General features: G+C 73.3%; 16 protein-coding genes and 1 tRNA gene. 3 read left to right on the top strand and 14 right to left on the bottom strand.

Annotation, left to right across the window (positions count from 1 at the left end):
• Nucleotides 1-68 precede the first annotated feature (68 nt).
• Nucleotides 69-1,499: an MFS transporter gene (locus tag ABD296_RS15645; protein ID WP_344267073.1), complete on the top strand. Its 1,431-nt coding sequence runs from the start codon at nt 69-71 to the stop codon at nt 1,497-1,499.
• Between the two features lie 49 nt (nt 1,500-1,548).
• On the opposite strand, the gene ABD296_RS15640 is transcribed toward ABD296_RS15645, so the two are convergent.
• From ABD296_RS15640 to topA, 10 genes are all read right to left on the bottom strand, one after another.
• The gene (locus tag ABD296_RS15640) at nt 1,549-2,373 is read right to left on the bottom strand and encodes a PSP1 domain-containing protein (protein WP_344267132.1); all 825 of its coding nucleotides are present in this window, start codon (nt 2,371-2,373) and stop codon (nt 1,549-1,551) included.
• A gap of 120 nt (nt 2,374-2,493) precedes the next feature.
• Nucleotides 2,494-3,528 (bottom strand): TolB-like translocation protein, encoded by a 1,035-nt coding sequence (locus ABD296_RS15635; RefSeq protein WP_344267071.1) that lies wholly within the window; start codon nt 3,526-3,528, stop codon nt 2,494-2,496.
• A 131-nt stretch (nt 3,529-3,659) separates the two neighbouring features.
• Nucleotides 3,660-4,502 carry a fructosamine kinase family protein gene (locus tag ABD296_RS15630; RefSeq protein WP_344267069.1) on the bottom strand — a complete coding sequence of 281 codons (843 nt, stop codon included), beginning with the start codon at nt 4,500-4,502 and terminating at the stop codon, nt 3,660-3,662.
• A gap of 1 nt (nt 4,503) precedes the next feature.
• Nucleotides 4,504-4,983, bottom strand: a complete 480-nt coding sequence (locus ABD296_RS15625) for a low molecular weight protein-tyrosine-phosphatase (protein ID WP_344267067.1) — start codon at nt 4,981-4,983, stop codon at nt 4,504-4,506.
• A gap of 19 nt (nt 4,984-5,002) precedes the next feature.
• Nucleotides 5,003-5,581, bottom strand: a complete 579-nt coding sequence (locus ABD296_RS15620) for a permease-like cell division protein FtsX (RefSeq protein WP_344267065.1) — start codon at nt 5,579-5,581, stop codon at nt 5,003-5,005.
• Entirely contained in the window at nt 5,578-6,117 is a 540-nt protein-coding gene (locus tag ABD296_RS15615) for a SigE family RNA polymerase sigma factor (protein WP_344267062.1), read from the bottom strand. The genes ABD296_RS15620 and ABD296_RS15615 overlap by 4 nt, the downstream gene beginning before the upstream one ends.
• A gap of 146 nt (nt 6,118-6,263) precedes the next feature.
• Complete coding sequence (locus ABD296_RS15610; RefSeq protein WP_344267059.1) at nt 6,264-7,970, bottom strand: S8 family peptidase; 1,707 nt, start codon at nt 7,968-7,970, stop codon at nt 6,264-6,266.
• Between the two features lie 152 nt (nt 7,971-8,122).
• Nucleotides 8,123-9,265, bottom strand: coding sequence for a DNA polymerase III subunit delta' (locus ABD296_RS15605; protein ID WP_344267056.1), 1,143 nt, complete (start codon nt 9,263-9,265; stop codon nt 8,123-8,125).
• Nucleotides 9,266-9,283: 18 nt separating this feature from the next.
• Nucleotides 9,284-11,386 (bottom strand): dTMP kinase, encoded by a 2,103-nt coding sequence (gene tmk / locus ABD296_RS15600; RefSeq protein WP_344267053.1) that lies wholly within the window; start codon nt 11,384-11,386, stop codon nt 9,284-9,286.
• 28 nt (nt 11,387-11,414) lie between these two features.
• Nucleotides 11,415-14,111, bottom strand: a complete 2,697-nt coding sequence (topA, locus tag ABD296_RS15595; protein ID WP_344267050.1) for a type I DNA topoisomerase — start codon at nt 14,109-14,111, stop codon at nt 11,415-11,417.
• Nucleotides 14,112-14,373: 262 nt separating this feature from the next.
• On the opposite strand from topA, the gene ABD296_RS15590 reads away from it, so the two are divergent.
• Nucleotides 14,374-14,559 carry a DUF5703 family protein gene (locus tag ABD296_RS15590; RefSeq protein ID WP_151540728.1) on the top strand — a complete coding sequence of 62 codons (186 nt, stop codon included), beginning with the start codon at nt 14,374-14,376 and terminating at the stop codon, nt 14,557-14,559.
• A gap of 325 nt (nt 14,560-14,884) precedes the next feature.
• Here ABD296_RS15590 and ABD296_RS15585 read toward each other — a convergent pair whose 3' ends face one another.
• The 3 genes from ABD296_RS15585 to ABD296_RS15575 form a co-directional block, all read right to left on the bottom strand.
• Nucleotides 14,885-17,134 (bottom strand): chaplin family protein, encoded by a 2,250-nt coding sequence (locus ABD296_RS15585; protein ID WP_344267043.1) that lies wholly within the window; start codon nt 17,132-17,134, stop codon nt 14,885-14,887.
• A 168-nt stretch (nt 17,135-17,302) separates the two neighbouring features.
• Complete coding sequence (locus ABD296_RS15580) at nt 17,303-18,016, bottom strand: hypothetical protein (RefSeq protein ID WP_344267040.1); 714 nt, start codon at nt 18,014-18,016, stop codon at nt 17,303-17,305.
• Between the two features lie 100 nt (nt 18,017-18,116).
• Complete coding sequence (locus tag ABD296_RS15575) at nt 18,117-19,427, bottom strand: M20/M25/M40 family metallo-hydrolase (protein ID WP_344267037.1); 1,311 nt, start codon at nt 19,425-19,427, stop codon at nt 18,117-18,119.
• 125 nt (nt 19,428-19,552) lie between these two features.
• Between ABD296_RS15575 and ABD296_RS15570 the strand changes: the two genes are divergently transcribed.
• Nucleotides 19,553-19,638, top strand: a tRNA-Leu gene (locus ABD296_RS15570).
• Between the two features lie 91 nt (nt 19,639-19,729).
• Here ABD296_RS15570 and ABD296_RS15565 read toward each other — a convergent pair.
• On the bottom strand, nt 19,730-21,447 hold a 1,718-nt coding region (locus tag ABD296_RS15565; RefSeq protein WP_344267034.1), incomplete at its 5' end, for a sensor histidine kinase.

Raw genomic sequence — 21,447 nt, 5'->3', positions numbered from 1 at the left:
TCGACCCGATGACCGCCCGCGGGAGATCGTCATGGTGCACACCACGACGGATCAACCGGGGAGCATCCTTGTCAACGACCGCGACACCGCGAGCGGGCAGGCAGCCGCAGGACGGCACGCCGGCGCAGGCAGCGCCGGCGGGCGGCCTGCTCGTCCTGCTCATCGGCATCTTCATCACCACCCTCGACTTCTTCATCGTCAACGTCGCGATCCCGGACATCCAGGGCGACCTGCACGCGGGCGCCGCCGCCACGCAGTGGGTGGTCGCGGGGTTCGGGCTCGCGCTCGGCGGCGGGCTGATCACCGGCGGGCGGCTCGGCGACCTGGCCGGACGCCGCCGGATGTACGCGATCGGGCTCGCCGCGTTCACCGCCGCGTCCCTCGCCTGCGGGCTGGCCCCGACGGCCGGCGCGCTGATCGCCGCGCGGGTGGCGCAGGGCGTCGCGGCGGCGATGCTGATGCCGCAGGTGCTCGGCATCATCAACGGCGCGTTCGAGGGCGCGGCGCGCGTCCGGGCGTTCACCGCCTACGGCCTGACGATGGGCTTCGGCGGCGTGTTCGGGCAGCTCATCGGCGGTGCGCTGATCCAGGCGGACGTCCTCGGCAGCGGCTGGCGGAGCATCTTCCTGATCAACGTGCCGATCGGCGCGGTCACCATCGCGCTCGTCCGCCGGACCGTCCCGGCGACCCCGGCCGCCCGCGGCACCCGGCTCGACCTCGCCGGGACCGCGCTGGTCACGCTCGGCCTCGTCGCGCTCGTCCTGCCGCTGATCGAGGGGCGCCGGCTCGGCTGGCCGGAGTGGACGTGGTTCTCGTTCGCCGGCTCGGCCGTCCTGCTCACCGCGTTCGCGCTCTGGCAGCGGCGCGGCGCCGCGCCGCTGATCGCCCCGGCGCTGTTCCGGGAGCGGGCGTTCACCGTCGGCATCGGCATCGCGCTCGCCTACCAGCTCGCCATGGCGTCGTTCTTCCTCTACCTGGCCCTCTACCTGCAGCAGGGACGCGGCCTGAGCGCCCTGCAGTCGGGGCTGCTGTTCACCGCCCTCGGCGCCGGCTACTTCGCCGCCTCGACCCGCGCGAGTGCCGTCGCCGCCCGGATCGGCCGGCAGGTCCTCGCGCTCGGCGCGGTCGTCCAGGCCGCCGGATGCCTGCTGCTGATCGACGGCATCGCGCAGGACGGCGGCGTCGCCTGGCTGATCCCCGGCCTCATCCTCGCCGGCGCGGGCATGGGCTTCGTCCTCGCGCCGATGTCGGCGATCGTGCTGGCCGGCGTCGGCGAGGGCCACGCGGCGTCGGCGGCGGGCGTCCTGTCGACGTTCCAGCAGGTCGGCGGCGCGCTCGGGGTGGCGGTCGTCGGGATCGTCTTCTACGGCGTGCTCGGCGGACACCCGGTCCCGGCGGACGTCGCGGACGCCTTCCAGGCGGGCCTGCTGCCGATCATCGGCTTCTGCGCCGCCACCGCCGCCCTCGCCCAACTCCTCCCCCGGCCCGCCCGTTCATGACCCGGCCTCAAAGCGTCCGCCCCGGCCCCGCCGAGGCGGACGCTCGCCGTCAGTCCGAGGCGGGGTTGTACTGGGCGTCGTGCTGCTGGCGGGGGGAGCAGACGGAGGCGGACGGGCAGGAGCAGCGGCCGCCGCTGTTCAGGCGGACGGCGACCTTGTCGGACGGGACGTTGCGGCCCACGACCTGCCCGGGGCCCTGCGGGGTGTCGACGCGGGCGCCGAGCTTCGGCATCCGCTCGTGCGCCTCGACGTAGAGGGGGTGCTCGTACTTGAGGCAGCACATGAGGCGGCCGCAGGCGCCGGCGATGCGCAGGGGGTTGACGGGCAGGTCCTGCTCCTTCGCCATCCGGACGGAGACGGGCTCGAAGTCCTTGAGGAAGGTGGCGCAGCACAGGTCGCGGCCGCAGGGGCCGATGCCGCCCTGCAGGCGCGCCTCGTCGCGGGGGCCGACCTGGCGCAGCTCGACCCGGGCCTTGATGTTGCGGGCGAGGTCGCGGACCAGGGCGCGGAAGTCGACCCGGTGCGGGGCCGTGAAGTAGATCTTGAAGACGTTGTCGGCGTCGAGGAAGTCGACGCCGATGATCTTCATGGGGAGTTCGTGCTTGCGGATGAGGCGCTTGGCGATCGAGCGGCCCTCGGCGCGGCGGCGGCGGTTCGCGTCGTCGCGGGCGAGGTGCTCGTCGGTGGCGGGGCCGGCGCACTCGGGAAGTCCGCCGATGTCCTCGGAGACCCACTGCGGCGCCCACACGCACTCGGCGACCTCCGCGCCCGCGTCGGTGGGGACGAGGACCTTGTCACCCACCTTGGGCGTGTGGGGGCCCGGGTCGAGGTAGTAGAGGCGGCCGTAACGGGTGAAGCTGACTGCCATCACCATGCCCACGGTTTCGCTCCGTTCGCCCGGTTTCGTGCGTCCACTGTACGGCGGACGCGAGCACTCCTCACCAAACGGTGCTCACCAAGCCGCGCTCACCGGGCTCCAATCACCAGGCTCTGCTCACCAGGCGGTGTCGGCGAGGTCCTTTCCGGGGAGCGTGCCGGCGCCCACGGCGTAGACGCGGCCGTCGCCCGCGGAGATCAGCAGCTTCCCCTTGTCGCCGGAGTCGAGCCCGGTGATCGGGGCCTTCAGCGCCTGCGTCCAGAGGATCTTCGTCGGTTCGCCGGTGGCGGCCGAGTACGCCTGGAGGGACCCGACGGAGCGCTGGACGACGCCCGCGACGACGGTCTTGCCGTCGTGGCTGATGACCGCGCTGGTGGTGCCCTCCGGCAGCTTCGCGACCGCCCTGCTGGCCTTGAGGTCTCCCGCGGCGCCCCCGGTGTCCAGCGTGCGGATCTCGTGGCCGGTCTCGGTGAGCTTGCCGTGCACGCGCCGGACTGGATTCCAGACGAACGCGAGGGTGTCGCCGGCCCAGGAGAGGCTGCTGACGCGGGCGGAGTACCGGGTCGTCCACGCCTTGCGGGCTCCGGTGCGGGCGGAGACGACGTCCACGCGCGCGCGGGCGCCCCGGTAGGTGACGTAGGCGATGCGGTCGCCGTCGGACGCCACGGCCAGATCCGACCATGCCGCCGAGACGCCGGAGATCGTCGCCTTCGGAAGCTCCGTCAGGGACTCGGGACGGCCGTCGCCGTCGAGCTTGAGGCGTTGGAACGTGACCTTCCGGCCGCCGTAGGAGGCGACGACGTAGGAGTCGCCGTCGCCCGCGACGCGCTGGAAGCGGCGTCCCTCAGGGGCGGCGACGGGCAGGCCGACGGTGGCGCCGGAACGGGCGTCGCGGACGGTCAGCGCGGTGCCCGTGCGGGCGACGCCGACGACGAAGCGCGGCCCCGGCGGCGTGCTGCTGACGGCGGCGGCCTCCGCGTCGTGCTTCTTGTTCGCCTCGCGCTGGTGGCGGTGCACCACGTCGATGCTGCCGCCGAGGAAGAGCGCCGCGGCGGCGGCGACACCGACCGGCAGCGCGGTCCGCCACGCCTGCCGGAGCCGTATCCCGTTCTTGCCCTCGTCGCGTCCGCCGTCCATGGCGCCGGTCCGCACCGCCTCTCCGCTGCTCGGCTCTCTGATATACCTCGCGGCAAACGCCCGTATTGGCGGAGTTATCACTTCGAGTCCGAGCCCGTGCCGTGAGGCGCCACGACCCTAGTGGATGACGGCGCGGGAACGGGACATCAGCCCAGCGCGGATCGGGCCGCCTCGACCATCGACGCGCGGTACGAGCCGCCGAACAGGGCGACATGGACCAGCAGCGGGTGCAGCTGATGCAGCGGGACGCGGGCGCGCCAGCCGTCAGAGAGCGGCGCCGTCTCGTCGTAGGCGGCGAGGATCCGGTCGAGATGCGGGGTGCCGAACAGCGCCATCATCGCCAGGTCCGTCTCCCGGTGCCCGCCGTGCGCCGCCGGGTCGATCAGCAGCGCCCGGTCGCCCGTCCACTGGACGTTCCCCGACCACAGGTCGCCGTGGATGCGGCTCGGCGGCTCCGGCGGCCCGGCCAGCTCCTCGATGCCGTCCATCACCCGCTCGACGAGCCGGACGTCGTCCGCCGACAGGTGCCGCTCGGCCCGGCGCAGGAACGGTTCGAGCCGCCGCTCGGCGTACCAGCGGGGCCAGCCGCGGCCGTCGAGGGTGTTGTCGAGCGGCAGGTCGGCGATGAACCCCTCCCAGGGCGCGCCGTAGGCGTCCGGGCGGACGCCGGCGTGCAGGGCGGCCAGCTCGCGTCCGAGCCGCTCGGCGGCCTGCGGGGCGGGCGCGCCGGACGGCAGCCACGGCAGGACGAGCATCCGGTCGTCGGTCGCCAGGACGTCCGGGACGGGCGTGCCGGGCCCCGCCTCCCCCAGCCAGCGCAGCCCGGCCGCCTCCGCCGCGAACACCCCCGCCTGGTCGGACGCGGCCTTCACGAACACCTCGCGCCCGTCGGCGAGCGCCGCCCGGTGCAGCGTCCACGCGTGGCTGGACCCGAGATCGCGGACCGACTCCACCGGGCTCCCCAGCAGCCGTCCGATGCGCTCCCGCACGTCAGGCGGCCTTCGACCCGGCCCGGATCTCCTCCAGCAGGCCCGGGACCGCCGCCTCCACCTGCTCAAGGACGAGGTCGAAGTCGGCCCGGCCGCCGTAGTACGGGTCCGGGACGTCCAGGTCGGCGCCCGCCTCCGGGTCGAACTCGCGCAGCAGCCGGACCCGCGCCCGCGCCTCGTCGTCCGGCGCCATCGACCGCAGCGCCCGCAGGTGCCCCTGGTCGAGCGCCAGGATCAGGTCGTACCGGTCGAACCAGGACTCCTCGAACTGGCGGGCGATGTGCGCCGACCGGTAGCCGGCCCGGTGCAGCGCCGCGATCGTCCGCTCGTCGGCGCCGTCGCCCACATGCCAGTTGCCGGTGCCGGAGCTGTCGACCTCGACGTCCAGCCCCTCTTCCTCGGCGTGATGGCGCAGGATCGCCTCCGCCATCGGCGAGCGGCAGATGTTCCCCGTGCAGACGAAAGTGACTCGGTACGGCATGGCCCCATCATGCCCGAGGTCAGCGCCCCAGAACGACGACGGTGTCGACGCCGGGATACCCCAGGCAGGCTTGCATGACGCCCTTCGCGTCCGCGCGCGGGACCGTGACGACGAACGCCTCCGGGATGCCCTTGGGCAGGCCCGACGGCGGCGTCTGCGCCCCGGCCTTCTCCATCCGCGCTTTGAACCACTGGTAGTGCTGCTGCTTCGTCAGGTACGCGACCTCGCGCACCCGCCGGTTCTTCTCCAGGAGGGTCTTGAGCGCCGCCCTCTGGGCGCCGGTCACCTCGTTGCCGTTGCATGAGGCATTGGACGACGTTCTGGTGCACAGGTTCACCTCCACCTGCACATCGCCGGCCGGTACGGTCAGCGAACCGGTCTTGCGGCCGGTCTCGTGGCCGGACGACAGCGCGCCTCCGGCGACCGCGCCACCGGCCACGATGGCCGCGGACGCCGCGACGGCGGCCGTCAGCAGCACCGGGCGCCGGAACGCGGCACGGCGCCGTCCGGCGAAGCGCGGCGGCGGGACGTCCTCGGGCCCGATGGTCTCGCCGACGGTCCGCAGCGCGTCCGCCAGGCGCTCTTCGGTCGCGTTCACTGCTCCACCTCCAGGATCCGGCCGAGCGCGGCGAGCGCCCGGGACGTGGTCGACTTGACGGTGCCGGTGCTGACCCGCATCGCGGCGGCGATCTCCTCGACGGACAGGTCGGCGAAGAACCGCAGCACCAGCGCCTCGCGCTGGCGGTGCGGGAGCCGGTGCAGCGCGTCCATGACCTCGCGGCGGTCCTCGCCGACCATCGCCGCGGCCTCGGCGGACCACACCGGCGCCGCATGGACGGCCCGCAGCGGCCTGCGGCGGCGGCGCAGCGCCGTCCGCGACCCGTTCAGGACCGCCGACCGCACGTACGTCAGCGCCTTGTCGCGGTCGTTCAGCCGTGACCACCGCTTGTAGAGGCCCGCGAACGCGTCCTGGACGACGTCCTCCGCCGTCCCGCGGTCGCCCACCATCATGAGGGCGAGGCGCATCAACCCGAGCGCATGCCCCCGGTACAGCTCCGTGACCGCGTCCGCCGCGTCATGGGCCACTGAGGCCGTGGGGCGTTCCCGTTCGGGGAGCACCGTTTTAGTCTCCATGTCCCAGAGACGCCGCCGAGCACCACGGGTTGCTTCGCGCGGCGGATTCCTTTCAGGCGGATGCGGGCCAGTGGGATGGGGCCGCACCCCGTGAAAGGGCGCGGCCCCCGGCCGGGAGGGACGGGGGCCGCGTGTCGGAGGAGGGGTTACCGCTGGACGGCGTGGAGCGCGTCCACGATGCCGTTCCCGAAGAACCCGTTCTGCTCCTTGGACCCCTCACACGTCTGCGTGGAGGTGTGCTTCACCCACTTGCCGTCGGTCTGGGTGTACCAGACGTACTCGACGGTGCTCGGGCTCGGGCACGCCTTGGGGGTGGCGCTGCCGCGCAGCTTCCATTCCACGAAGTCCGGGTCGAGCGTGAGGCCGCCCTGGCGGTCGCGGTGCCCGTACTTGCTGATGATGAGCGCGGCGACGCCGACCGCGTGCGGGGACGCCATCGAGGTGCCCTGCAGCGACTGGTAGTAGGCGCACGTCTTGCCCTTGCAGCTGCGGATCACGTACGACACCTTCGGGGTGCCGTCGGCGTTCAGCTCGCCGCGCTCCTTGGCGAGGCGCTCGGGGTAGGCGGCCCAGATGCCGCCGCGGTCGTCCGGCCGCTGGTCGGCGTTGTCGACCTTGTCTCCGCCGGGCGCGGCCACCGCGACGTAGCCGTTGCCGAAGCTGCTGTAGTACGACTTGCGGGTGCTCGGCCCGGTCGCCGAGATCGCGATGACGTGCTTGCCCTCGGACGGCATCGACTGGCAGCTCGCCGGGATCGTCCGCTCGTACGGCTTCTCGCCCGGGTAGGACGGGAAGTCCGGGCTCGTGTCGTCGACGTTGGTCTTGGTGTAGTCGACGAAGTCGTTGCCCGCGGCGGAGACCAGCGTGACGCCGTGCCGGTGCGCGAAGTCCAGGGCCCGCTGGGTCGCCTGGATGATGGTGCGCTGCTCGAGCTGGTCCTCCGGCTTGTCGGCCGGGTTATTGGCACAATTCCACAGCCACGGGTCGATGTAATAGCTCATGTTGACGACATCGATGCCGTGTTTCGCGGCGTAGGTGAGGCCGTCGACGGTCGGCTGCAGGTAGAACTGCCCGGAGTCCTGGCCGACGCGCAGATTCACCAGCGTCGCCTTCGGCGCGACGCCCGCCATTCCGAGGCCGTTGCGCGGCGAGGCGATCTCGGACGCGACGTGCGTTCCGTGGTCGTTGTCGTCCCAGTCCACCGGGTCGACGCACGACTTGAACTCGCACGGGCCGTCCAGCACGTTGCCGTCGGCGTCGAAGGGAACGTCGTGCGTGAAGTTCCGGCTGAGCTTGCGGTCGAAGTTCGGCTTGATGTCGGGGTGGTCCCCGTCCACGCCGGTGTCGAGGATGCCGACGAGCACCTTCTTGTCGCCGGGCTCGGCCTTGTACGAGCCGTCCGCCGTCGCGTGGATCTGCTTCATGTCCCACTGCAGGTCGGCGAGGGGCTCGGTGTCCTTGGACGGCTTGCCCTTCACCGCCACCCGGCCCTGCGCGCCGACGGTCTTCTCGACCTTGTTCGCGGCGGCCTTCTTCTCCTTGGGGGCCTCGCCGATGACCCGGTTGTGCGCGGCGCCGTCCAGGGCGCCCTGCCCCATCGCCGCGCGGACGAATTCCGGGTTCTTCGACCGCACGGTCGCGACGCCCACGTCGGTGTTCTCGCTGACGATGGAGCCGCCGGCCGCCTTCACCGCGTCATGGGCCCGGCCCAGCGAAACGCCTTCCTTGTAGAGGACGACGTACTCCGACGCCTCGCCTTTCGCGCGCGGTGTGACCGGTGCCGCGGACGCTGGAATCGCGAGCGCCGCCGTGGTGACGACGGCGCACGCGGCGGAAATCAAGGCTCGCCGCAAAGCAGACCTCCTGGCCGTGGGGGGAGCTCGCCCTTTCTCGGCGTGCTTTGGCCAGCAGACGGTACGGGTGCGTCTGTTGAGAGACGCGTACGGAGTTGTAACAAAATGGGACGACTTGTGTTAATCCCAGACGAGCTGTCGAATAACGGTGCTCAGCCCGTGCGCAGCGCGAGGGTGAGCGCCTCGAACGCCAGCTGCGGGTTGACGTTCGCCGCCAGCCGCTCCCGGCAGTCCATGACCGCGTCCAGCCGGCGCAGCGTGTCCTCGGGACGGCTCGCGCCCGCCGCCGTCCGCAGCTCCGGCCCCAGCTCGATGTTGACCAGCTCGCTGCCCGCGCCGAGCTGGATCGTCAGCACGTCCCGGTAATAGGAGGCGAGGTCGAGCAGCGTCCGGTCCAGGGCGTCGCGCAGCAGGCGAGTCGCCCGCGACTTCTGCCGCTCCTCCAGCTCCTTCAGGGCGCCCGCCGTCCCGCGCGGCATCCGGCCCTTCTCGCTCTCCCCCAGCGCCTTGCGGAGCGCGGACGTCTCCGTCTCGTTCAGCTCCGACGCCTGCGCCTCCATCTCCGCCCTCGCGGCCTTCACCAGCGTCTCCGCCGCCGCGACCGCCGGGCTCACCCCGGTCAGCCGGCGGGGCACCGCCACGACCTCCGCCCGCACCCTGCGCATCTGCTCGTCCGAGGCGAGCAGCCGCGCCCGGCTGATGTGCCCCTGCGCGGCCCGTGCCACGATCTCCGCGGTGTCCCGGTCGACGCCGTCGCGCTGGACGAGCATGTCCGCGACGGCCGTGATCGGCGGCGTCTGCAGCGTCACCTGCCGGCACCGCGACCTGATCGTCACCAGCAGGTCCTCCGCCGACGGCGTGCACAGCAGCCACACCGTCCGCGGCGGCGGCTCCTCGATCGCCTTCAGCAGCGCGTTCGCCGCGCCCTCGGTGGCCCGGTCGGCGTCCTCGAACAGGACGATCTGCCGGCCTCTCCCGCTCGGCGACGACGACGCCCGCAACACCAGCGCGCGGGCGTCCTTGATCCCGAACGACAGCCCCTGCGGGCGCACGACCTCCACGTCCGCGTGCGTGCCCTGCAGCACCTGGTGGCAGGACGCGCAGTGCCCGCAGCCGCGCGGCGTCTCGGTGCACTGCAGCGCCGCCGCGAACGCCCGCGCCGCGGTCACCCGTCCCGACCCGGGCGGGCCGGTGAACAGCCAGGCGTGCGCCATGCCGCCGCCCGTCCCGTCGGCGGCCGACGACAGCTGCGCGACAACCGGCGCCTGCCCCACCAGGTCATCCCACACGCTCATGGCACCAGGCTACGGCCTTCAGACGTCGGTGATGGCCGGGAAGGTGCTCGTCGCGTCCTCAGTGCCGGCCGGGATCGGGTCGGGGAGGATCTCGCGGATGCGGTACTGGATCAGGCGGCTCAGCTCGGCCTGCGGGCGGCTCGCGTCCAGCACCAGGTACCGGTCGGGATCGGCCTCGGCGAGCGCGCGGAAGCCCGCCTGGACGCGCTCGTGGAACTCCTGCGGCTCGGACTCGATGCGGTCGGCGGGGGCCGACAGCCGGCGCAGCCCGTCCGCCGGCGGGACCTCCAGCAGGACGGTCAGGTCGGGCATCAGGCCGCCGGTCGCCCACGCGTTGACGCGCGCGATGTCCTCGACCGGCTGCCGCCGGCCGTAGCCCTGGTACGCCAGCGACGAGTCGAGGTAGCGGTCGCTCACCACGATCGCGCCGCGCTCCAGCGCCGGCCTGATCACGTTGGCGACGTGGTCGGCGCGGTCCGCCGCGTACAGCAGGCTCTCGGCGCGGTCGGACAGCCCGGTGGTGTCCCGGTCCAGCAGCATCGCGCGCAGCCGCATGCCGATCTTGGTGGCGCCCGGCTCGTGCGTGGTGATCACGTCGTAGCCGTGGTCGCGCAGCCAGATCGCGGCGAGCCGCGCCTGCGTGGTCTTGCCGGCGCCCTCGCCGCCCTCGAACGCGATGAACACGCCGTGCTCGCGGCGGACGGGCTCCGGCTCCACGACCTGCGACGGCGGGACGTACACCTCGCCGCGCAGCGCGGCCCGCAGGTCGGCGACGAGCGGGATGCCGGGCCGGTCGTCCAGCCTCCGGTACGCCACCAACCCGGCCACCAGGGCGAGGACGGCGGCGATGAGCTGCGCGGCCATCGACCCGTCGAGGTCGTAGCCGTCGCCGGCGTCGATCCGGTGCGAGCCGAGCGCCCCCGCCACGGCGGGGACGGCCGCGAACGCGACCAGCGCGGCGACCAGCACCACCGAGCGCAGGAACACGCGCGGACGGTCGTTCTCCGGCGCGTCGGGGTAGCGGACGGCGGCGACCCCGCTGGACCAGGCGGCACCGGCGGCGACGCCCAGGAACGCCGTCACGAACGCCACGACGACGAGGTTGCGCACCAGCGCGTCGACGATCAGCAGCAGCGCGGCGGCGATCACCGCGAGGCCGAGGAGCCGCCGGCGGCTGAACGGCCCGAGGACGCGGGGCCCGAGGAACAGACCGGACGCCAGCCCCACGGCCAGCCCGGTGAGGACGGCGCCGTATCCGGCGTCCCCGCCGCCCAGCTCGCCGGTGTGAACCCGCGCGACGGCGACGGCCGCGCCCGCCGCGAGCGCGACGCCGCCGACCGCCAGGCCGAGGCCGCGGCCGGCCCGGTCGAGGCCGGGCCCCTGGAACAGCGGCTTCAGCGGCGCCGGAACCGAGATCGGCTCCGTCGCCGGAACGTCCTTGACCAGCGCGGTCAGCGCCGCCGAGACGACGAACAGCACCGCCGTCACGTACAGCGCGAGGTCGGCGCGGTGCGACGCGCCGAGCGCCGCGTTCGCGATCAGAGCGAGCAGCGCGAACACCAGCGCGGCGACCGGCGCCGGCCCGTAGACGACGCGGACCGCCGTCCGGCGAGCATCGGCGGCCGGATCGCCGCCTGCCGCGCTCGCGACCAGAACTCCGCCCCCGTGGCTCTCGCCGGAGGCCAGGGCGGGCAGCGACGCGGCCGCCGCCGGCGCCCACAGCAGCGACAGGCAGCCGACCAGGAACGAGGCGGCCAGGGTCCACGGCAGGGCGTCGACCAGCGGCACCGTCAGAACGACCACGAACCGCAGCGCGTCCGCGATCAGCAGCGCGAGCCGCCGGTCGATCCGGTCGGTGAGCGCCCCGGCGAGCGGCGCGAGCAGCACCGCGGGCAGGACCAGCAGCGCCAGCGCACCGCCGGCGGCGCGCAGCCGCGCCCCAGTGCCGTCCGCTGGCAGCACCGCCATCGCCGACAGCGCCGGCACGGCGAGCCACAGGCCCAGGCCGGACACCGCCAGCGCGGACCGGAGCCTGCGGAACGGCCCCGCGGGGGCGGGGAGCGACGAAGCACCCGGCTGCGGCGCGGCGGGGTGCGGCCGGGTGGCGTCCGTTCTGGTCATGTCGGTCAGGGTATCGGCGCGAATGTCGTTATGAGCCGGACTTTGCAGAGGTGCGGCGGCGCGGCGCCGTCTTCTTCTTCCCGCCGCCCGCGGCCACCTTCTCACGCCGTTCCGCGAGCAGCTCCGCGGCGCGCTGGATCGTGATGGACTCCACCTCGTCGCCCTTGCGGAGGCTGGCGTTCGTCTCGCCGTCGGTGACGTACGGGCCGAACCGGCCCTCCTTCACCACCACCGGCTTCTCGCTCGCCGGGTCCTTGCCGAGCTCGCGCAGCGGCGCCGCCGCGGCGGCCCGCCGGCCCCGCTGCTTCGGCTGCGCCAGCAGCTCCTTCGCCTGCTCCAGCGTGACGGTGAAGAGCTCGTCCTCCGACCCGAGCGATCGGCTGTCGGTGCCCTTCTTGATGTACGGGCCGAACCGCCCGTTCTGCACCGTCACCGGCTCGCCGTCCAGCTCGCCCAGCGTCCGCGGCAGCGACAGCAGCTTCAGCGCGTCGTCCAGGGTGATCGTGTCCAGCGTCATCGACTTGAACAGCGATCCGGTGCGGGGCTTGGCCGTGTCCGCCTTCTTCGTCCGTTTCTTCTTCTCGCCTTCGGCCGGCGGCGCCGCCTCCGGCAGGACCTCGGTGACGTACGGGCCGAACCGCCCGAGCTTCGCCACGATCATGTGCCCGGTCTCCGGGTCGACGCCGAGCTCGCGGTCGCCCGACGGCTGCGCGAACAGCTCCTCGGCCTTCTCCGCCGTCAGCTCGTCCGGCGAGATGTCGTCGGGGATGTTGACCTTCTCGCCGTCCCGGTCCAGGTACGACCCGTACCGCCCGACCCGGACGACGATGTCGGTGCCCTTCACCGGGAACGAGCTGATCTCCCGGGCGTCGATGTCGCTGATGTCCTCGGTGAGGTCCTTCAGCCCCTCGTCGCCGTTGTCGCCGAAGTAGAACCGGCTCAGCCAGCGGACACGCTCCGCCTCGCCGCGCGCGATCTCGTCGAGGCCGTCCTCCATGTGCGCGGTGAAGTCGTAGTCGACCAGGTTGCCGAAGTGCTGCTCCAGCAGGTTGACCACCGCGAACGCCAGGAACGACGGGACGAGCGCCGTGCCCTTCTTGAACACGTACTCGCGCGCCAGGATCGTCCCGATGATCGAGGCGTAGGTGGACGGGCGGCCGATCTCCCGCTCCTCCAGCTCCTTGACCAGGCTCGCCTCGGTGTAGCGGGCCGGCGGGCGGGTCGAGTGGCCCTCGGCGTCCACCGAGTTGGCGCTCAGCGGGTCGCCCTGCTCCAGGTTCGGCAGCCGCCGCTCCTGGTCGTCGCGGTCGGTGGACGGGTCGTCCGCGCTCTCGACGTAGGCCTTCAGGAACCCGTAGAAGGTGATCGTCTTACCGGTGGCGTTGAACTCCGCGGTCTCGTTCTGCGTCGACACCCCGGTCACCCGGATCGACACCGAACGGCCCGCCGCGTCCTTCATCTGCGACGCGATCGTCCGCTTCCAGATCAGCTCGTACAGCCGGAACTGGTCGCCGGACAGGCCCGTCTCGGCGGGGGTGCGGAAGCTCTCGCCCGCCGGGCGGATCGCCTCGTGCGCCTCCTGCGCGTTCTTCACCTTCGACTGGTAGACGCGCGGCTTGTCCGGCACGTACTCGCCGCCGAACAGGCTCGCCGCCTGCCGCCGCGCCGCCGTGATCGCCGTCTCCGACAGCGTGATCGAGTCGGTTCGCATGTAGGTGATGAAGCCGTTCTCGTACAGCTTCTGCGCCACCGACATCGTGTACTTCGCGGAGTAGCCCAGCTTGCGGCTGGCCTCCTGCTGCAGCGTCGTCGTCCGGAACGGCGGGTACGGCTTGCGCGTGTACGGCTTGGACTCGACCGACTTGACCTCGTACGGCCTGCCGCGCAGCCGCTCGGCCAGAGCGCGCGCCGACGGCTCGTCCAGGTGCAGCGCGTCCTTCGTCTTCAGCGTGCCGTCGGAGGTGAAGTCGCGGCCCTGCGCGACCCGCTTGCCGTCCACCGAGAGGAGGCCGGCCTTGAACGCCTTGGGCTCCTCCTCCTTGCCGGTGTCGAACTCGGCCTGGATGTCCCAGTAGTGGGCCGGGACGAACGCGATCCGCTCGCGCTCCCGCTCCACCACCAGCCGCGTCGCCACCGACTGCACCCGGCCCGCCGACAGCTTCGGCATGACCTTCTTCCACAGGACGGGGCTGACCTCGTACCCGTAGAGCCGGTCCAGGATGCGGCGCGTCTCCTGGGCGTCCACCAGCCGCATGTTCAGCTGCCGCGGGTTCGCGGCGGCGCGCTGGATCGCGTCCTTGGTGATCTCGTTGAAGACCATCCGGTGCACCGGCACCTTCGGCTTCAGGACGTCCTGGAGGTGCCAGGCGATCGCCTCGCCCTCCCGGTCCTCGTCCGTGGCGAGGAAGAGCTCGTCGGCCTCGGCCAGCAGCTTCTTGAGCTTGGCGACCTGCGCCCTCTTGTCGGCGTTGACCACGTACAGCGGATCGAAGCCGTGCTCGACGTTCACGCCGAGCTTCGCCCACGGCTCGCCCTTGTACTTGGCCGGCACCTCCGAGGCGCTCCCGGGCAGGTCCCGGATGTGGCCGATACTGGACTCCACGATGTAGCCACGGCCCAGGTAACCCGCGATCGTCTTCGCCTTCGCGGGCGACTCGACGATCACCAGGCGTGTGCCGGCGCCGTTCGCCTGGCCACTCTTCGCAGTGCCGTTCTTGGCTGGCACAGTCGCTCCAACCTCGCTGTCTGGTCTTCTAGCTCACACTCTTCTTACACAGGCTTCCTACAACGTCGCATGACGGCGGGTTCATGCCCGGACGCCCCATGCCGCCCCTTGCCGCCCCTTCGGTCGTCGCTCCGCCCGTGGCGGGCGCAACTCTCATCCGCCGCTCGCCTCCGGACAGGATGACATGCCGCCACCCCCGGTGCGGACCGGGCCGCCACCGTACGATGCACAACACCCGGTCCACCAAGTAATAATGGTCGCAATGGTGCAGTACACCTACCTCGTCCTGTCACTGCCGGCCGGCACCACGCGTGACACCGCCCGGCAGATCCTGACCGAGCACGCCGAGCACGGCGGCTGGGAGATCGATCGGTTGCGCCTCTACCCGGACGGCCGCCGCCGTATTCAACTGCGGCGCAAGGTCATCCGCGCGGTCCGCACGTTCTGAGGTCCCCATCGGCCGTTCCGGCGTTCCGGTCGGCCGCGGAGGTTCGCTCCGTTTCCCGGTGATCGGCGTCCGTTCAGGGCGGCTCACCCGAGTCCCGGACGGAGCGTAGCACTACGTACGAAACGCATGACGTCCCGTAATCATATTCGCCGGCCGGGATGCCTCGGACCGGCCGCCGCCGAAAACGCCGCCTGAAGCGGCGCCCGGACAAGGCTTCGCCCGCCCCGGACCGCGCCTCCGGGACGGGCAAAGCGTTCATGGACGGGCCTGCCGGACGGGAGCCGTCACCGCCCGGCAGGCCCCGCCGGACCGGCGGCCGGATCGATCAGCGGCGGCCGGGACGCAGGCGGCGGCTCAGCGCGATGGTGCCGGAGAACGCCGCGGCCAGCATGGCCACGCCGAGCACCCACAGCGAGCCGTCCTCGGTTCCGGACGTGAGCGGCTCGTTGTCGGCGACGGTCCGGACCGGGCCGAGGTTCGTCACCGCGCTCCCGGTCTTCGGCGCCTTGACCGTCCCGGTGGGCAGCGCGGCGCCCGCCGGCAGCTTCACGCTGCCGGTCTTCGGTGCCTTGACGCCCTTCGCCACCGGCAGGCCGGCGACGGGGAGCCCGGTGCCGGACGCGCCGGACGTGCGGGCGTTCGAGGCCACCGGGACGACCGGCACCGCGGGCAGCGCCTTGGTCGGCAGCGCGCTCGGGTCGACCGGCAAGGTGGCGACGGTCATACCGTTCCCACCGGTGTGGACGGTCCGCTTGGCGCCCGCGGCGTGGGCCTTCGGCATGCCGTTGACCTTGGGCGCGACCTTGGGCGTCATGCCGCCGCCGAGCAGGGTGTTCACCGTGGGCAGGTCGCCGCGGACGGGCAGGGCCCCGGCGGCGGGCAGCTGCGAGCCGGGGACCGGGCCCAGGGACGGGGCGCCGGTGCGCTGCTCGGCGGTCCGCTGCTTGCCGGTGCGCGGGAGCAGGTTGGTGGCGGACAGGGCGTCCGACACCGGCACGCTCCTGGTCGCCGGGATCCCGTTCGCGGTCGAGGTCGCGCCGGACAGGGCCCGCGGCACGCTCGGCAGCCCGGTCACGGGCAGGCCGGCCGTCCCGTTCTTTCCGGAGGTCCCGGCGGTGCGGTCGTTCGCACCGGGCAGCTGCGGCACGGCGGGCAGCGCCGAACCGGGGTTCACCGGCAGGCTCGGCTGCGCCGGCGACGGCTCGCCGGCCGAGCGGGCGTAGGGGTGGTAGCCGCCGAAGCCGGGGCCGTCCTGGCAGTGCGCGAGGGACCGGCCGACCACGGCGCCGACGTTCCCGCACACGTCCACGGGGGCCTTCGCCGGCGCGTGCGCCTGGTTGCCGCCGCCGACACTGCCGTTCCCGGAGGTGTGCCCGCCGGGCCCCTGCGAGCCCTCGACCAGCGTCTGGCCGTTGCAGTGCGCGGCCGCCTCGCCGACGACCGCGGCGGCGTTGCCGCAGACGTCCACGGGCGCGGTGATCGGCGCGTTGCCCTGGTTGCCGCCGATGACGCTGCCGGTGCCGGAGGTGTGCTGGTCGCCGCCGGAGCTGCTGCGCGCGTGCGCGCCGCCCTCGCAGTACGCGCCCGCCTCGCCGACCAGCGCCGCGGCGTTCCCGCAGACGGTCGCCGGGACGCTGATCGGCGCGTTCGCCTGGTTGCCGCCGATCACGCTGAACGTGCCGTCGGTGGTCTGCCCGCCGGACCCGTGCCCGCCGTTGCGGACCGACGCGCCGCCCTCGCATTCGGCGAGAGCGTTGCCGATCGCGTTGCCGCACACGTCCACCGGCGCGCTGACCGGGGCGTTCGCCTGGTTGCCGCCGAGCACGCTGTGCAGCCCGGACGTCCGCTGTCCGGCGCCGGTGTGCCCGCCGTTCTTGACGATCGCGCCGCCCTCGCAGCCGGCCGCCGCCTTGCCGACGATCGCGACCGCGTTGCCGCAGACGTTCACCGGCGCGCTGATCGGCGCGTTCACCTGGTTGCCGGCGATGACCCCGAGCGAGCCGTCGGTGCTCTGCCCGCTGCCGCCGCGGCCCGCGCCGCCGCCGTTGTGCACGGTCGCGCCGCCCTCGCAGCCCGCCTCCGCCTTGCCGATGATCGCGACGGCGTTGCCGCAGACGTCGACGGGGGCGGAGATCGGGGCGTTCACCTGGTTGCCGCCGAGCACGCTGTGCTCGCCGGAGGTCTTCTGGCCGCCGGCGCCGCCGCCGTTGTGCACCGTCGAGCCGCCCTCGCAGCCCGCGTCGGCCTTGCCGATCAGCGCGACGGCGTTGCCGCAGGCGTTCACCGGCAGCGAGACCGGCGCGTTGACCTGGTTGCCGCCGCCGACGCTGCCGGCACCGGAGGTGTGCTGGCCGCCTCCGCCTCCGCCGCCGTTGACGACGGACGCGCCGCCGCGGGACACGCCGTGCCCCTGGCCGACGATGCCCGCGCCGTTGCCGCTGACGTCGACCGGCGCGGAGACCGGCAGGTCGACCTGATTGCCGCCGAGCACGCTGCCGTCGCCGTTCGTGACGTCGGCGAAGGCGTTGGCCGGAATGGCGCTGACACCGAGAGCGACGAAACTCGCGGTGAGCACGGCCGTACGTGCGGTGCTTTTTGCCCACGTTCGCATGATGCTCCGTTCGGGGGATGATGAATGGAATGCCGAGACGTCTGGGGGTCTCGTGGAAAGGGCACGCCTGACGGCAGGCCGCGGGCCGGCCCGAGCCGCACGGGCATCCGGCCGCAAGCCTGTGATCAGGGATTAGTCAGGCGCGAAGGAGGGCTCGTCCGCAGCGGTGCGGACGGCCGGGGGAACCGCGCCGAAGACGCGCGGAACGCGGACCCGCGGCGGAACCGGGGTCCACGGGAAAACGGTCGGCAGGCCGGCGGCGGCACCTATCGGAACACCGCCGCAGGTCACCGAATGCGTGCCGGACTGGCCCGGCGCCCGGAAAGGCGCGGGGTGCCGCTCGATGGCACGGTGATGCCGGGCATGGGACGCCGGACGCGGCCGGGGCACCACGTGCGCCCGGGCGAGCGACCGGCGCACCGGCACCGCGCTCTTGTGCACGTGACGCGGTGCGCCGTGCGCCTTCCGCGGCGCCGCACGCCGTTCCGCCGGCGGCGCGGCCTTGGCCGCTCCGGCCGGCTTCGCCGACTTCGCCGGCGTGAGGGGCGTGACGGGCCTGACGGGCGTCACCGCCCGCACGGGCGGCGCCTGGTGCTTGACGGCCCCGACCACCGAACGGATCGGGGCGTGCGGGGCCGGCAGCACCTTTCCCAGCACCGGGGCGTCCGCGACGGCCTCCGGTGGCGCGGGCAGCTCGGCGGCGCTGGCCTGCTGGGCCATGCCGCCGAGGATCCAGCCCGCGACCAGCAGGCCGGCGAGGACGAGCAGCCGCCGGACGATCCGCCCGGTGGCGACGCGGCGCAGCCGGACGGAGACCGTCCGTGCCCGCGCCGTGTCACATGCCACCGTCAGACCTCCGTTGCGACCACCGCCCATCCCTCACGGGACGGGCGGGTCCCTACGAACGGTGACGATAGCACCACTCATCGCATTGGCAACGGGAAATTCAAGACCGGTCGAGGAATTGGTCGAGAACCCGCACGCCGAAGCGCAGTCCGTCCACCGGAACGCGCTCGTCGATGCCATGGAACATTCCGGAAAAGTCCAACTCTGGGGGCAATTTCAGCGGCGCGAAACCGAAGCACCGCATTCCCAGCCGCGCGAACGACTTGGCGTCCGTCCCGCCGCTCAGGCAGTACGGCACCGGCAGCGCACCCGGATCCTCCGAGGTCAGCGCCGCCTCCATCGCCGCGACCAGCGCGCCCTCGTACTCGGTCTCCACCGCGTGGTCGTGATGCACGAAATCCCGCTCGACGTCCGGCCCGAGAAGTTCGTCCACCGTCGCGAAGAAATCGGCCTCATATCCGGGCAGGAAACGCCCGTCCACCTGAGCCGTCGCGCTCTGCGGGATCACATTCGTCTTGTACCCCGCGTCCAGCCGCGTCGGATTCAGCGTGTGCCGCAGCGTCGCCCCGATCATCCGCGCCAACGGCCCGATCCGCTCCAGGGCCGCCTCCGGGTGCTCCGGATCGAACTCCACCCCGTACGCCAGGCACGCCCGCTCCAGGAACGCCCGCACCGTCTTCGTCAGCCGGACCGGGAACTCGTGCTCCCCCAGCCGGGCCACGGCCGCCGCCAGCGCCGTCACCGCATTGTCCGGATGCACCATCGACCCGTGCCCGGCCGTCCCCCTGGCGGTCAGGTTCATCCAGGCGATGCCCTTCTCCGCCGTCTCGATCAGGTACATCCGCTTGTCGCCCGGCACGGTCAGGCTGAACCCGCCGACCTCCCCCACGGCCTCGGTGCACCCCTCGAACAGCCCGGGATGCTCGTCGACGAGCCACTGCGCGCCCCACTTGCCCCCGGCCTCCTCGTCCGCCAGGAAGGCGAGCACCACGTCCCGCGGCGGCCTGCGCCCCTCCCGCAGCCGCTGCCGCGCCACCGCGAGGATCATCGCGTCCATGTCCTTCATGTCCACGGCCCCGCGGCCCCAGACGCACCCGTCCGCGATCTCTCCGCCGAACGGGTCCCGCGTCCAGTCCTCCCTGCGGGCCGGCACCACGTCCAGATGCCCGTGCAGCAGCAGCGCGTCCCGGCCGGGGTCCTCCCCCTCGATCCGCGCCACCACGCTGGCCCGTCCGGGGCGCGACTCGAGGATCGTCGCCTCCAGCCCCACCTCCGCCAGCTTCTCCGCGACGTACTCCGCCGCGACCCGTTCCCCGGGCCCGGAATGATCCCCCGGATTGCTGGTGTCGATCCGGATCAGCTCCTGGCAGAGCCGGACGACCTCGTCCTCAGCGGTCGGCTGATGGGGCACAGTGATCACCTTCGCGTTAGCCGTCCTCGTACCCCACCATCGTGCCCGCTCGATCGACTTCGCCGCGACTCGGCTCCTTTGGTATGGTGAAGCCCGCCGCAGCCGCGCTGCGGCCTGCGACACCGGTCCGGGTGGCGGAATAGGCAGACGCGCTAGCTTGAGGTGCTAGTGCCCTTCACGGGGCATGGGGGTTCAAGTCCCCCCTCGGACACAAACCGACCGCACATGTGGAGGCTTCGGATGATCCGGGCCTCCCTTCGTGTTTCTGCGGGGGTTGAGCCTCGTTCTTCGGCTCGCTGTGGTCACGTGGGCTTTGTTGTTCGGGGCAGGTGCAGGATGAATGTCGCGCCGTGGCCGGGCTCGCTGCGTGCCGTGGCGGAACCGCCGTGTGCCTCGGCGAGTTGCCGGACGATGGCCAGGCCCAGCCCGCTGCCGCCGGTCTGCCGGCTGCGCGACTTCTCGGCCCGCCAGAACCGGTCGAAGACGTACGGCAGGTGCTCGGGGGCAATGCCCGGCCCGGTGTCGGCCACCTCGATCAGCAGGTCATCGCCGTCGGCGTACGCGCGCAGGCTCACCCGCCCGCCGGCCGGCGTGTAGCGGACCGCGTTGGCGAGCAGATTGCCGACCGCCTGCCGCAGCCGCACGGGATCGGCGTCCAGGTACAGGCGGCCGGTCGCCTCGACGGTCAGCACCAGCCCGGCGGCCTCCGCAGCGGCGCGGTGGACGGCCGCGAGCTGCTCGACCAGGTCGGCGACGTCGACCGGCTCGGGGCGCAGCCGCAGCCGGCCCGCATCGGCGAGCGCGAGCTGCTGCAGGTCGTCGACGACGTGCTGCAGCAGCGTGGCCTCCTCGACCAGCGAAGCGGTCAGCGCCGGATCCAGCTCGGCCACGCCGTCCTGGGCGGCCTCCAGCCAGCCGCGGATGTTGCTCAGCGGCGTGCGCAGCTCGTGCGACACGTCGTTGACCATCGCCTTGCGCTGCCGCTCCACGCGGTCCAGGTGGTCGGACATCTCGTTGAACGCGGCGCCCAGCTCGCCGACCTCGCCCTTGGCGCGCACCATGACCCGGGCCGAGCCGTCGCCGGACCGCATCCGCCGGGCCGCCGCGGTCACCGCCCGCACCGGCCGCACCAGCCGGGTGGCGACGAGCACGCTGATCCCGACCGCCAGGACGAGGATCACGGCGGTGACCCCAGCGATGCCGTACGGGTCGATGGCCGGCGCGCGGTCCTCCGGCGAGCCGATGTAGAGCAGTGCGGCCGGCGCGACGTACGGCTTCAGCTGGGTGCGGCGCGCGGTGGCGAGGCACTCGGCGGCCGACGCCGGAGCGGCCGGCGTGCCGGTCTCGTCCAGCCACACGTCGACCCGGCTCCCGCGGCACTGCCGGACCAGGGCGGCGAGACGGTCGAGCGCGCGCTTCTCGGTGGCGGTCGGCCCGGGCGCGTCCGGCGAGCACGGCGGCGAGCCGGGCTTGGACGGCGCGGGCCGCACCGTGCGCTCCGGCATCGCGGTGGGCCGGTCCGCCGGCGCCTCGCCGGGCGCGCCGGTCGGCTTGCCGGGCGTGGCCCCCGGCCGCTGCGACTCGGCCGGCGGGGAAGGTCTCAGCGTCGCTGCGACCTCGGCCGGCCGCGTCCCGGAGCCGCCGGCGAGCCGTACCGCTTCGCCGCCGGACGGTCGCGCGAGCGCCGTTCGCGGTGTGGAAGGGCCATGGCCGGACGGCGCACCGACGGCTGAACGCGTGCGGCCCGGGGCCGGGGTGGCCGGGACGCCCTCGCGGCGGAGGTACGGGCGGCCGCCGGGCCCGACGACCACCGTGGCGCGCTGGCCGTCGCGGCGCAGGCACGCCGCCTGCGCGTCGACCTCCTGGCGCAGCCGTACCCGCTCGGGCTCCGGCAGCCGGAACGGCCCGGCCGCGCGGGCGTCGATCCGGTCGGTGGCCGCGCCGGGCACCAGCGAGACGTCGACGGCGAGCGGGTCGACGACGGCCGCGGCGCGCGCCGGCAGGGGCGGGGGGGCGGGGG

Source organism: Actinomadura napierensis (assembly GCF_039529375.1).
Classification (GTDB): domain Bacteria; phylum Actinomycetota; class Actinomycetes; order Streptosporangiales; family Streptosporangiaceae; genus Spirillospora; species Spirillospora napierensis.
Note: the sequence above shows the minus strand (reverse complement) of the source record. Positions and strands in the feature narration are given on the sequence as shown.